The organism is Bradyrhizobium sp. 179, from assembly GCF_023073535.1.
Taxonomy (GTDB): Bacteria; Pseudomonadota; Alphaproteobacteria; order Rhizobiales; family Xanthobacteraceae; genus Bradyrhizobium.
In genome coordinates, this window is record NZ_JADPJR010000102.1 from 122,548 (window position 1) to 134,901 (window position 12,354).

General features: G+C 58.5%; 15 protein-coding genes. 11 read left to right on the forward strand and 4 right to left on the reverse strand.

All coding sequences use genetic code 11. From position 1 onward, the window contains the following. Positions 1-75 precede the first annotated feature (75 nt). Entirely contained in the window at positions 76-771 is a 696-nt protein-coding gene (locus tag IVB12_RS23575; RefSeq protein ID WP_247302547.1) for a nodulation protein NolW, read from the reverse strand. Between the two features lie 185 nt (positions 772-956). Here IVB12_RS23575 and IVB12_RS23580 point away from each other — a divergent pair, with 185 nt between their 5' ends. The 11 genes from IVB12_RS23580 to IVB12_RS23630 all read left to right on the forward strand — a co-directional run bounded on the left by IVB12_RS23580 (position 957) and on the right by IVB12_RS23630 (position 9,358). Continuing rightward, complete coding sequence (locus IVB12_RS23580) at positions 957-1,436, forward strand: nodulation protein NolB (RefSeq protein WP_247302549.1); 480 nt, start codon at positions 957-959, stop codon at positions 1,434-1,436. Between the two features lie 9 nt (positions 1,437-1,445). Beyond that, the gene (sctJ, locus tag IVB12_RS23585) at positions 1,446-2,312 is read left to right on the forward strand and encodes a type III secretion inner membrane ring lipoprotein SctJ (protein ID WP_247275809.1); all 867 of its coding nucleotides are present in this window, start codon (positions 1,446-1,448) and stop codon (positions 2,310-2,312) included. A gap of 13 nt (positions 2,313-2,325) precedes the next feature. Then, complete coding sequence (locus IVB12_RS23590; protein ID WP_247302551.1) at positions 2,326-2,958, forward strand: nodulation protein NolU; 633 nt, start codon at positions 2,326-2,328, stop codon at positions 2,956-2,958. Beyond that, complete coding sequence (gene sctL, locus IVB12_RS23595; RefSeq protein ID WP_247302553.1) at positions 2,955-3,575, forward strand: type III secretion system stator protein SctL; 621 nt, start codon at positions 2,955-2,957, stop codon at positions 3,573-3,575. Before IVB12_RS23590 ends, sctL begins: the two co-directional genes overlap by 4 nt. Continuing rightward, positions 3,575-4,933, forward strand: a complete 1,359-nt coding sequence (gene sctN, locus IVB12_RS23600) for a type III secretion system ATPase SctN (protein ID WP_247302555.1) — start codon at positions 3,575-3,577, stop codon at positions 4,931-4,933. The genes sctL and sctN overlap by 1 nt, the downstream gene beginning before the upstream one ends. Next, positions 4,909-5,442, forward strand: a complete 534-nt coding sequence (locus IVB12_RS23605; RefSeq protein WP_247302557.1) for a hypothetical protein — start codon at positions 4,909-4,911, stop codon at positions 5,440-5,442. The genes sctN and IVB12_RS23605 overlap by 25 nt, the downstream gene beginning before the upstream one ends. A 233-nt stretch (positions 5,443-5,675) precedes the next feature. Further along, positions 5,676-6,554 carry a type III secretion system cytoplasmic ring protein SctQ gene (sctQ, locus tag IVB12_RS23610; protein ID WP_346015491.1) on the forward strand — a complete coding sequence of 293 codons (879 nt, stop codon included), beginning with the start codon at positions 5,676-5,678 and terminating at the stop codon, positions 6,552-6,554. Next, positions 6,547-7,212 carry a type III secretion system export apparatus subunit SctR gene (gene sctR / locus IVB12_RS23615; RefSeq protein WP_247302560.1) on the forward strand — a complete coding sequence of 222 codons (666 nt, stop codon included), beginning with the start codon at positions 6,547-6,549 and terminating at the stop codon, positions 7,210-7,212. Before sctQ ends, sctR begins: the two co-directional genes overlap by 8 nt. 2 nt (positions 7,213-7,214) lie before the next feature. Then, the gene (locus tag IVB12_RS23620; RefSeq protein WP_247275802.1) at positions 7,215-7,490 is read left to right on the forward strand and encodes an EscS/YscS/HrcS family type III secretion system export apparatus protein; all 276 of its coding nucleotides are present in this window, start codon (positions 7,215-7,217) and stop codon (positions 7,488-7,490) included. Positions 7,491-7,502: 12 nt separating this feature from the next. Continuing rightward, positions 7,503-8,324, forward strand: coding sequence for a type III secretion system export apparatus subunit SctT (sctT, locus tag IVB12_RS23625; protein ID WP_247302562.1), 822 nt, complete (start codon positions 7,503-7,505; stop codon positions 8,322-8,324). Then, positions 8,321-9,358, forward strand: coding sequence for an EscU/YscU/HrcU family type III secretion system export apparatus switch protein (locus tag IVB12_RS23630; RefSeq protein ID WP_247302564.1), 1,038 nt, complete (start codon positions 8,321-8,323; stop codon positions 9,356-9,358). Before sctT ends, IVB12_RS23630 begins: the two co-directional genes overlap by 4 nt. Before the next feature lie 43 nt (positions 9,359-9,401). Here IVB12_RS23630 and IVB12_RS23635 read toward each other — a convergent pair whose 3' ends face one another. The 3 genes from IVB12_RS23635 to IVB12_RS23645 are packed head-to-tail and all read right to left on the reverse strand — an operon-like array spanning position 9,402 to position 12,259. Further along, on the reverse strand, positions 9,402-10,064 hold the full coding sequence (locus IVB12_RS23635) for a CpaD family pilus assembly lipoprotein (RefSeq protein WP_247302566.1): 663 nt from the start codon (positions 10,062-10,064) through the stop codon (positions 9,402-9,404). 10 nt (positions 10,065-10,074) lie between these two features. Continuing rightward, positions 10,075-11,496, reverse strand: coding sequence for a type II and III secretion system protein family protein (locus IVB12_RS23640; RefSeq protein WP_247302591.1), 1,422 nt, complete (start codon positions 11,494-11,496; stop codon positions 10,075-10,077). A 28-nt stretch (positions 11,497-11,524) separates the two neighbouring features. Next, entirely contained in the window at positions 11,525-12,259 is a 735-nt protein-coding gene (locus IVB12_RS23645) for a response regulator transcription factor (protein ID WP_247302568.1), read from the reverse strand. Positions 12,260-12,354: the final 95 nt, after the last annotated feature.

Sequence of the window (12,354 nt, forward strand, 5' to 3'; positions counted from 1 at the left end):
GTGCTTGTGCGGCGTCTGACCGGACGATCGGTCCAGGCTCCTTGCACAACCCGCGTAACGGCTGATTGAGCTGTATCATCTTGGGCCCGGCCCTTGCGCAGGCAAGGCACCCTCCTGGCGCGGCATGTCTGAAGAGTACGGGCCTTCAGTTCGCCCATCCCGAACGATCGTCGCGGAGGCGCCGCGATATAACATCAGCACAGATTCCCGGGACGGCATCTCGACGGAGCGAGGTCGCGCCTGCGCCTCCGCCACAAGACCATTGAGCGTCTGATCCACGAGTGCGATGAAGCGTGGTGGACCGGACGCAAGGACTAGGCCATTTCCCGGAGCCGATTTCATGATGTAGCGTTCGTCGGAAATGGCGAGCGCATCGAGGGTTGCCTTGAGCGCGTCGCAGCTGATTGAACTTAGGACAAGCAGACGAGTTTGCGCTTCCTTTGCGGTAGAGACGTAAAGCACGAGCCCATCGTAATACCATTGAAGATTGTAGAGTTGAGTCAGATGATCAAGGAAGTCGCGCGGTGGCAGGTCCGGCATGTGCCCGCGAATCCGACCCTTCACCTCGGCGCTGATGGTGACTTTAATATTGAGGTTGTTGCCGAATTCCTGCAGCGCGGCAGAAAGCTCCTGATCCAGAACCGTATACCGATAAGGGGTCGAGGGCAGCGACAGGGGAGCGCCGCGCGCGATCTGTGTTCCGCCGGAAACGAAAACGGCGACACACAGAACTCCGTTCAAAACGTGCGGGATTATGGATCGGATGAGCATTCATGGTTCTCGTTGACTTAAACTAACAGGAGTACGTTCGGTACGTGAACGCGAAACGTGATCTTTAGATGGCGATGTGCGGGCGAACTCGTCAGCTTGTCGTCAGCTGGCCTGTCTAGGACATTGAGCCGCTAATCGGCTTGAACGGCTGGTCGTATCACATCTCGATGAGAGCGAGTCTTTCCATGATGATGTCAGGCGCTGCGCCGATCTCTCACAATCTAGAAGGCCTGTCCAAGGCCTGTTCGGCAACAGCGGTCGACGAGCAGGTCCAGTTTCAGCAGAGCCTCTTGCAAGCGGCTTCGGTTCCAGACCTTGCGGCTCCAGTAACGGGAGCGGCGCCCGTTCCGCCGATATCCGAGGTATCGCGTGCAACAACACAGGCGAGCCCGCTGGGCGATCGCATCCTCCAGAACCTTTCTGCGATGTATCCGGTCAATGCAGTTCCAAAAGGTGCGGAGACCGGGTCGACGTCGGAGCCTCTATTGCTGCAGCCGGGCAAAGCGGGAGCGGGTGTGCCGGGCGCCCCCAGTGGCGCAGGTGACTTCGAGGCGATGTTGGCGAATCTGAAGGATGTTTCTGACAGCGTCATCCAGGTAACACTCATTTCAAATGGCATCGGTAGCCTCGGTTCATCTCTGAATAAGCTGATATCGGCGGGCTGAGTGGGGCGAATGATTGGTTTAATCGATCGCGAAAGCGGTCAGGCGCGCCCATTCCGCAAGCGGCTTCAACTTCTGGCTCTGCTGCCGCTCCTGCTTGCCCTGGTTGGTTGCAAAGCCGATCTCTACACGAAAGTTCAGGAGCGTGAGGCCAATGAAATGCTTGCGGTCCTCCTCAAGAACGGGGTCGATGCGCTCCGCGTTGCTGCTAAGGACGGGACTATCACGATCCAGGTCGAGCAGACTCAGATTGCTTCCGCAATCGACCTGCTGAATGGCGAAGGGTTGCCGCGCCACGCTTTCAAGAGTCTGGGCGAAGTGTTCAGCGCGGCGGGTCTGATTGCTTCGCCAATCGAGGAGCGCGCCCGTTACGTCTATGCGCTGAGCGAGGAATTATCTCGCACGATCAGTGATATCGATGGCGTCCTCTCGGCGCGCGTCCACGTTGTTCTGCCAAAGAACGACCTGTTGCGACGTGACACCACGCCATCTTCGGCGTCGGTTTTCATCCGACATGACTCAAGGGCAAATCTCTCAATCTTGCTGCCGCAGATTAAAATGCTCGTCGCCAACAGCATCGAGGGCTTATCCTATGACAAGGTGGCTGTTGTTTTCGTCTCAGTCGAGCGGCCCGCACTAGAGCCGCGACCGGCGGCTGCGGCTGGTTTCGCCCAAGCATCTGGAGTCATTTCGACGCCATTGGTTGCGGTTGGCATGGGTCTCGGCGGGTCTGTATTCGGCGTGCTGTCCTGCGTCTTGCTGAGCGCTCGTGGGCGCCAGCGCAGGCAATCATCTCAGAAAGTTAGCGCTGTTGGTGGGCGCTCGGCTGTCTCTGCTATGGAGATGATTCGCAAAGCGATTAAGCCTAATGCGGCGTAGCGTGGTGTCCGACATGACGAGACCGAATCCGTCTGCCGAGCGGCATGATCCGCTGAAACTAGCCTCTGTAGGTATCCGTAAGCTTGCTGCCACGATTCATCCGACCCGCCTTGCCGCGCGACTTGACGCGAACCTCTCGTCCGCGACGTTGGTGCGACTGCAGAAGAGTCCTAGGCTGCAGGTAAGACTGCAAGCGTTGCTGCTTGAAGATGAAATGGGCTTGAACGGAAGTGACTTCGGGCCAGACCTTCTCCTCGGGCATGATCCGAGCAGGGCTGCCCTGCTCGCCGGCGGCATTTGGCATGCCCGTTCGCTGACAAGGCTGATTTCAAAGCATGATGTCGCCGTTCTGGTCGAGCACGTCGGCTCCGAGGTGCAGGCTTTCGGGATCCGACATGCAGCGCATGCGGTTTCGACCAGATTAATTGCTGATCCTCAAGAACTCGCGCTAGGGATTGAAGACGATGGACATGCCTGCCTCGGCGCTTGGCTCGATGAAGCGTCAACGCTTGATTGCCGCCGCGTGCTTCTACGCCTAGCTGTCGGAACGGCCGCCGACAATCCGGGGACTGAACACCGCGATGCCGCGGGCCAATTGTTTTCACCGGTGTTGGCCCATTTGACGAGGGAGGCCCCAGCGGGATGACAGCCGACGAAACTGCGCCGCCCGTCGCTCCGCACATCCGCCCGCTTGGGCCACTCATAGAGGCGAGGGATCTCGAGATTTGGCAGAGCGCCCTCGAGGCGCGTGCCGTGGCCGAGCGAAATCTGAAGCGCATTCGCGGCTGGACGCGCAGAGCTTTTCAGAAGGAGCGTGCGCGCGGCCATGCCGAGGGGGTGAGGGCCGGCGCCGAGGAAATGGCACAGCTGGTGGCGCAGGCTGCCTCGGAAGTGGCACGACGAAAGGCCGTTTTGGAGGAGGAACTGTCAGCGCTCGTGATGGACATCGTAACTGATCTACTGGGCGATTTCGATCCCGGCGAGATGTTGGTGAGGACGGTTCGTCACACGATTTCGCACAGATATGGCGGGGCGAAACTGACCCTTCATGCGTCCCCCATGGATGCTGATGCGCTTACGCGCGAATTTGCTGCCTGTGACGGACGGGAGGACCGGCCGGCGGTCCGAATTATTCCGGACCCGGCGCTGTCAGCGAACGAATGCGTGCTGTGGAGCGAATTTGGCAATATCCATCTCGGACTTGACGCGCAGCTCCGCGCACTGCGTTTGGGCTTTGGTTTAGATCATGAGGCAGACGAATAGTGACGGCGCCGAGACCAGACCATAGCTCTCCTGATGGAGACGGGACTCTGCACGCGGCGCTGGCGCGTCTGCGAACTACGGCAAGCCATGTGGACACGCGTGCCGTACGCGGGCGGATCACGCGGGCGCTCGGCACGTTAATCCATGCAGTTTTGCCGGATGCTCGTATTGGAGAAGTTTGTGTGCTCAAGGATCCGCGCACCGGATGGTCGCTTGAGGCCGAGGTGATCGGTCTGTTGCAGGACGGCGTGTTGCTGACGCCGATCGGTGACCTGCAAGGCATGTCCGGCCGCGCAGAAGTCTTTGCCACTGGCCGAATGCACGAAGTGCCGGTCGGCCCCAATTTGCTTGGGCGGGTGATCGACAGCTTCGGCCGTCCTCTCGATGGCAGGGGCGCAGTCAAAACCGTGGAGACGCGTCCGCTGCGCGGCAAAGCGCCAAATCCAATGACAAGGTGCATCATCGATCGCCCTCTACCACTCGGTGTTCGCGCCTTGGATGGTCTTCTGACATGCGGCGAGGGCCAGCGCATCGGCATTTATGGAGAGCCTGGTGGCGGCAAGTCGACGTTACTGTCGCAAATCGTAAAAGGCGCGGTCGCTGACGTGACCGTGGTTGCGCTGATAGGCGAGCGTGGACGCGAAGTGCGTGAATTCATCGAGCGGCATCTTGGGGAGACTGCCCTCCGCCGCACGGTCGTCGTCGTTGAGACCTCCGATCGCTCAGCGACGGAGCGGGCGCAATGTGCTTATACGGCAACCGCGCTCGCCGAATATTTTCGCGATCAAGGCCTGCGCGTCGTTCTGATGATGGATTCATTGACGCGATTTAGCCGCGCTATGCGCGAGATCGGGCTTGCTGCCGGTGAGCCACCGACCCGCCGGGGCTTTCCTCCCTCTGTCTTTGCAATGTTGCCAGGTTTGCTGGAGCGCGCTGGTATGAGTGAGCGTGGCTCAATCACGGCCTTCTATACCGTGCTTGTGGAAGGTGACGGCACGGGCGATCCAATCGCCGAGGAAACGCGTGGCATTCTCGATGGTCATATCGTTCTTTCACGCGCTCTCGCGGCGCGGGCGCATTTCCCCGCCATCGATGTACTGTCGAGCCGCAGCCGCGTCATGGATGCCGTCGTATCTGCACCGCATCGCAAGGCAGCATCCCTCTTCCGTGATCTTATCTCCCGTCATGCAGAGGCCGAATTTTTGATCAAGGTTGGTGAATACAAGCAAGGCAGCGATCCGCTGACGGACCGAGCTGTCGCTTCGATCGATGATCTGCGCGAGTTTTTACGCCAAGGTGAAAACGATGCGTCCACTTTTGAGGAAACCGTCACATGGATGTGCCATCTGACCGCATGAGTTGCATACACGTTTCGAGCTTGCGGCAAGTAAAGGATATGCGCGAGCGTAGTGCTCGTAGTGAGTTGTCCAATATGGAAGCCAAGCTTCATATCGCGACCTCGGCCGCGGAGCACGCATGGCAGGAACTTGCAATTGCTGAAAAGCATCATACAGAGGCCCAGGCGGAGGTTTACCAACAGTTGATGTCGGCCGGTACCTTGTCCGTCGTTGAACTCGATCATTGCCAGCTCACCCTTGAGAGGCTCGCGATCGAGATCACCTCGAAACGCCGCACACTTGAGGAGGCGCGTATCGCTCAAAAGCAGGCCGAGACAGCCGCATCCGAGAGGCGTGCGCACTGGGCGAAGCGTTCCGCAGCGACTCATAAATGGCGACAAATCGAGACCGACGTCCGGCGTGCGGCCGATACCCATTCGGAAGTAACAGCCGAGCTAGAGGCCGATGATGAAGTCTTGCTTCGCCATGGGAGGGGTTTGCCCATGCCGGTGGCGGGCGGTTCAATTTGATGACAGCTAGTCCAGTTGGGAAGCAAATGCGCTGCCCTGTACAGCCGCCTCCTGCAACTCGCGCGGACGCATACGCGAAGTACGAGCCAACCCAGCGTTTAACGCAGAGTCTCGTAACGTGGCTCAACAGAAACGTGCGGCCCTCCGCCTCTTTGCGGAGTAACCTTTGTGACAAGCCGCTGTCGGTGCGACTGGAACGACTTGTGTGGCAGGAGGAACCTCCGGCTCTGTCGATGCTCGATTGCGTTTGGGGCCTCGGCGATGATGAGCTCGTGTTGTCGATACCGCATGCGCTTGCCGAGGCCTTGATCTCGACAGTACAGAGTGGCCTAGCTTTACTTTCCGAGCCAAGTCGTTCGCTGGTTCTCGAACTTGCACTTGAACCGTTGCTCGCGCACCTGGAGACTGAGACAGAGCAGCAACTGCGACTCCTTCATGTTGGAAAGGCCGAGAAGAACGGGCCTTATATCGAACTCGACATCATCTACGGTCCGGTCAGGGGCAAAGGTCGCCTATTTCTTTTCTCGCCTCTTGATGGACCGATACCGCCGGCGTTCCGCGCCTTAGGCAAGCTGCTCGGCCAATTGCCGCGACAGTTGTGTGAGGTCCCCGCACAGTTACCCGTTACAGTTGCAGGAGAGGTCGGCTCCCTCCGGGCGTCAGCCTCGCTTCTTCGCAAAACGCGTAAGGGCGACGCTTTGTTGCCGGATGTAATGCCATTCGCCCGCGGTCAGATCATCCTCACTGCGGGCCGGTTATGGACCGCGGCAGATGTCACTGGCAACCACCTGATCCTGCACGGACCGTTTCGCTTGCGGCCGCGCCCTCTGGAGTATGCGCACATGACGACACTACCCGGTTCACAGCAGCCGCCTTCGGAAGCCGATCTCGACGATATTGAGATTTCGCTTGTCTTTGAATGCGGCCGCTGGCCCATCACGCTGGGAGCCTTGAGAAGCATCAGCAAAGGATATGTATTCGAACTTGGCCGGCCGGTCGATGGCCCGGTCGATATCCTTGCAAACGGCGTACGTATCGGGAGTGGCGACATAGTACGTATTGGGGACGAGCTCGGCGTTAGACTGCGTGGCGGGTTAGCGGGCAATGACTAACATTGAACCAGCAATACTGCCGCTTCTTGCGGTCACGGCCGCGCTCGGCTTGTTGGTCTTCGCTGTCGTCACGACCACGGCGTTCGTAAAGGTATCTGTCGTTCTCTTCCTCGTTCGCAATGCGCTTGGGACCCAGTCGATTCCACCGAACATCGTTCTATACGGCGCGGCATTGATGCTCACCGCTTTCACGAGCGCCCCCGTCTTTGAGCAGAGCTACAATCGAGTCGCCGATCTGCAGCTCCGCTATCAAACGCTCGAGGATTGGGTAGCCGCTGCGAAAGAGGGACAGGAGCCGCTGCGAGCCTATCTCAAGAACTTCACCAATGAAGAACAGCGAGGCTTCTTCCTGTCCTCGACCGAACGTGTCTGGCCGGAAGAGATGCGCGGCAGAGCCACAGCCGATGATTTTGTCATTCTCGTCCCATCTTTTCTAATCTCAGAACTCAAGCGTGCCTTCGAAATCGGGTTTTTGCTATACCTTCCGTTTATCACTATCGATCTGATCGTAACGACCATTCTGATGGCCATGGGCATGTCAATGGTGTCTCCGACAGTGATCTCAGTTCCTTTCAAGCTGTTCCTATTCGTGGCGATTGACGGCTGGTCGCGGCTTATGCACGGGCTAGTGCTGAGCTATACAACACCTGGAGGGTGAGCATGGATGAGGCCACTATTCTCCCTTATATGAGCCGATCACTGGTGCTTTTCATGACCTGGGTTCTGCCGCCGCTCATTGCAGCGGCGGTCGCCGAAACCGTCATCGGCATCATCCAGGCGGCAACGCAGATCCAGGATCAGACATTGCCACTGACTGTGAAGCTTTTGGTTATTGTTGGGATTATAGGTTTGTTTGCTCCGGTGCTGAGCGCCCCGCTCATCGAACAAGCCAAGCAGATCTTCACTGATTTTCCCGCGCTCACGACCGGCTACTAGCAGCCGCCCGTCATGTATGATCTGTCAACCACCAACACGCAAAGTCTGATCCAGGCAACCATCGAACTCGTCGTTGCTGCCAGCCTTGGTGCGGCCCGCCCCGTGGGCATTATGCTGGTGCTTCCGGTATTTACGCGTCCGCAGATCGGCGGCCTGATCCGCGGTTGCCTGGCCGTTGCACTCGAACTACCATACTTGGCGCACATCGCCGATGGCCTGAAGGAGCTAGATCCGGACACCCGTCTGCTCAAGATCCCGCTACTCGGTCTTAAGGAGACGTGTGTCGGCCTGCTGATCGGCGCCCTGCTCAGTATTCCCCTCTGGAGTCTTCAGGCCGTCGGCGAGTTCATCGACACGCAACGGGGCATCAGCAGCGTAGTCACTCCCGCCGATCCCGCGACACGCAGTCAGGCTTCGGCGACGGGACTGCTTATCGGTACCACCGCGATCACGATCTTCGTCGTCACGGGCGGGCTGCAAACCATGATCAGCGGGCTTTACGGCAGCTATCTGGTTTGGCCGGCTTATCAGCTTGGACCCACGCTGAGCATGCAAGGGACACTGGAGTTGTGGGGCGTGCTCGACAGCATCATACGTACCGCCGTCCTGGTCTCTGGACCTGTGGTAGCGTTCCTCTTGCTGGCCGACATATCCGCGCTCCTGCTCGGGCGCTTTGCGCCGCAATTCAACCCGCGGGACCTATCGTTGACGATCAAGAATATAGGCTTTGCGATCGTCATGGTCACTTATACGATCTATCTCATCGAATACATGCAATCCGAAATCATACAGTCGAGCCGAGAGCTGGAGAGGCTTGAAAGGAAACTGAAGTGAGCGACACGAGCGAAGAGAAAACGCTCGCCCCCACTGAAAAGAAGCTAAGCGATTCGCGCAAGAAAGGCATGGTTCCGCATAGCACGGATCTAGTCAGGGCCCTCAGCGCTTGCGCCGGTCTCGGCTATCTCTGGATAGAAGCGAGTTCCATCTACGACAAATGTCGTGAAGCGCTCATGCTGACTGACAAGCTGCTTGATAAGCCGTTCAATATTGCGGTCGATCTTGCGCTCGGCGTCTTGCCCGAACTTGCACTGAGAATTGTTGGCCCGCTTCTTGGGAGTATGGTCATCTGCGCAATTCTGACGACGGTCCTGGCCAATGGTGGACTAGTGTTCTCCTCCGAGCCGATCAAGCCGAAATTCGAGAACATTGATCCCATCAACGGACTGAAGCGCATCGCCTCTTTGCGTTCGCTCATCGAGCTTGGGAAGACCTTGGTCAAGGTCTTCTGCCTCGGCGCGATCTTTGTCCTCGTCGTTGTCGGCGCGTGGAAGACACTGGTCTATCTGCCGGTTTGCGGCACGGGCTGCTTCGAGTTCGTGTTCATTCAAGTGAAACTGTTGATCGGGATTGCAAGTGGTGCATTTCTGATCGGCGGATTGGTCGATCTCCTCGTCCAGCGCTGGTTGTTTTTGCGCGGCATGCGCATGACTAAGAGCGATATGAAGCGCGAGGACAAGGAGCAGCAAGGCAGTCCGGAGGTGAAACGCGAACACCGACGCCTTCGGCGGGAGCAGGCGAGCGAGTCTCCACTCGGCGTGCGTCGCGCGACATTGATCTTGACTGGGCGCGAGCTGCTGGTCGGGGTACGCTACATCCGTGGCGAAACGGGCGTCCCGGTCCTGGTTTGCCGCGGCGATGGGGAGGCGGCTTCACGGCTCTTTGATGAAGCGAGGCGCCTTCGTCTCAGTATCGTCGATGATCACGTCCTGGTCCGTGAGCTAATCTGCAACGCTAGCCTTGGCAATTCCATTCCTGTCCAGTATTTCGAGGCTGTCGCAAAAGCACTCTTTGCCGCCGGCCAAGTCTAGTTCGTGTTGTGAATGAGGTCGCATCGAATGACTGATGTTCTCGCTATCGAGACGGCTGCACGGTCTGGGTGCCGGCAGACGTGGGATCTGATGGCAGCTTGTTGTTAGCTATACCCAAGTTGCTGTTATTGCCGGTCGCGAAGGTTTTGTATGTGGCAACGGGAATGACCGCACGATTGCCATCACTCGGCACAACGGCCTGATTGTCAATCAAGTCGCGCGGATCGTTGACCATGCCGGCCAAGTTGTTGCGGATCGAGCAGCCAAGCGTCGGATCGAAAGAATTGTCGTTCACTGAAGGGCCGACGATCGCAATCGACGGACAAACAGGAGGGCGCGCCTCGTACGTAATCGCCTCGATTCGGGCGGAAGAGCCATCACGCCTATCGATGAATGGACTGTACAGGCGGATGTTGAGAGCGTCGACGCCCATTGCGCGGGCCTCAGCTGCTATCTGCGCCCCGAGCCGACGTGAGCCGACGATATCAAGATGCAGCGCGTCATACCGACCGCGACCGGTACTTGCTATGAAATAACGCAGACGCTGCCGTTCGGGCCCTCCAAGGGTCTGTAACAGTAAGACGTTCTTCTCCTGTTCAACCAGGATCGCTTGCGCGGTCGGCTCGAGGTAGGTCGGCGCGGTGCTAGCGCAGCCACCTAGACTGGCCGTCAGACCGATGAGGGGGCGCACGAATCGTAATCTCATTGGTCGATCCTCATTCGATGATGTGGCCGGTGCCCCTTGTCGCGCCTGGTACGCTTATCGGGGGAGCACTGCGAACAGGCGAGCGCGTTGCCAATGTGTTCGTCAGACTGCGCGCGAGGTCTGAGGGCGGAGCGATGCGGTCGGTGGGCGCACTCATCTGCTTCGAGTTCGATCTTGGCCGCACGACGTAAGGCGTGACGATGATCACGAGTTCCGTCTCATCCTGTTGAAATGACGATGAGCGAAATAGCGCACCAAGTATCGGAACGTCGCCGAGCCAGGGGAAAGTCGTGATCTCAGTGCTGAAGTTGCGCCGGATAAGCCCACCAATTGCAAAGCTTTGGCCGCTGGCGAGCTCGACAACCGTGTTCGCACGCCGGGTGGAGAGAGCCGGCACGGAGATGCCGTTGATGTTGACAGCACCTTGTGACGATAGTTCGCTGACTTCAGGCTTCACGCGGATATTGATCTGATTGTTACTGAGAACGGTCGGTACAAACTCCAGGCTGACGCCGAAGTGACGGAACTCGACAGAGACCTGCCGATTGTCCTGCAACACCGGAATGGGAAATTCGCCGCCGGCGAGGAAGCTGGCGGATTCGCCTGACATTGCGGTGAGGTTCGGTTCAGCAAGTACGGAAGCGAGGCGCTCGTGAGCCAGTGCATCGAGCATAGCGCTGACGTTCACATGGCCAGTGTTGACTCCCATCTTCGCCGTACCGCCGCCCTGCGCCGCGCCGTATCCACCACCACTGCCACTGACCAAGCCGAGAGTGAAAGGGCCAGCTTGACCGGAAGCGGAGAGGTTGACGCCGAGCTCCTTCATGGCGCTCCGGGAGACCTCCGCCACCCGCACGCTCAGATTCACCTGCAATGACCCCGCCACCTGAATCTTGTTGACGACGAGCGCACCAGACCCAAGAAACTGCTCGGTCACTTTCATCGCTATGTCGACGATCTCCGCATTGGGCGCCGTACCGCTAAGGATGGCCCCGCGCGGGGTGTAGCTTACCTGGATGGGATAGTCGCCGACCTGGGCTTTCAGCGTGGCGCGCAGATCCTCGATCGGTTGCGTGACGACAACACGCAGTTCAGCGAGAGCCTCCCCGCCCTCGTTCAGTGCGAACAAGGTGGTCCGCCCGGATTTTTTGCCGAAAACGAAGATGGTCTTGTTCGAAGGTGCCTGATAGTCCGCGACCGTAGGATCTGCGATAAAGATGCTCGCAGCTGGCGCTGGCAGATGAATCGTCTTACCCAGCGAAGAGGAAAGGGTCAGCGTTCCGCTAATGCCGTCGGCAGCCGTACGCTGCGGCCCACCTCCATCATCCCGCTTGATCTGAGCTACGGCAGCAGCCGGGAATAGCAGGACGACCACGCACAAAAGCTGCGAAAGACAAGGAAGAAAGGTGGACGAAAGGCCGTTGGCGGCGATCGATCTTCGAGTGACGCCGGCATGCTTGTCAAGAATGATGCTCAAGATGGTCTTTTCTTTCAAGTTCGATTGGCTGCGCGGTCGATGCCGCGCATTTCAATTCAAGGACGTAGCCGATCCCGCGCGCGGTTTTGATCCGTAGCGACGCACCGGACTGACTCAAATGACCGCGCAAACGATAGATTCCGACCTCAAGCGCATTGGTGGAGACCTCGTCGTCAAATGCATAGAGGCTATCCTGCAATGACGCGCGAGCCACGGTGCGGCCGGCGCGGCTGAGCAGATGTTCGAGAATGCACACCTCGCGGCGGGCAATCTTCAGCGGTCGACCATTGACCGACGCTTGCCGACCGATCGAATCGAATCGCAGATTGCCAAAGGTAACGATGGGGGCCGTCATTTGCGTTGATCGGCGCAGAGTAGCGCGCATCCGTGCGATGAGTTCATCAGTAGATACGGGCTTGGGCAGGAAGTCGTCCGCACCGCCGTTAAATAGCGCTATGCGCCTACCGAGCTCGTTGAAGTTACTCATCATCACGGCAGGCATCGAATGTCCGTCACGTCTCAACTGCTTCAGCCAATCCAAGCCGTCCCCATCCGGTAGAACCAACTCGAGCAAGAGAATGTCATAGCTGGCGCAACAAAAAGCGGCGGCCGCCTCGTCCAGGGTGCACGCTACGTCAACGGCAAAACCGCAATCGGAGAGCGCTTCTTGTACAACGCGCGCTGGGTCTGTCTCATGATCAACGAGTAGCGTTCGCATTCCGCGACCTCCTATTAAGTCACGCCAAGACACCCACCACGTCAGGTTCGAGCATGCGCGGAATTGAACAGTCCGGCCTCCGCGTAAGCGTTGGA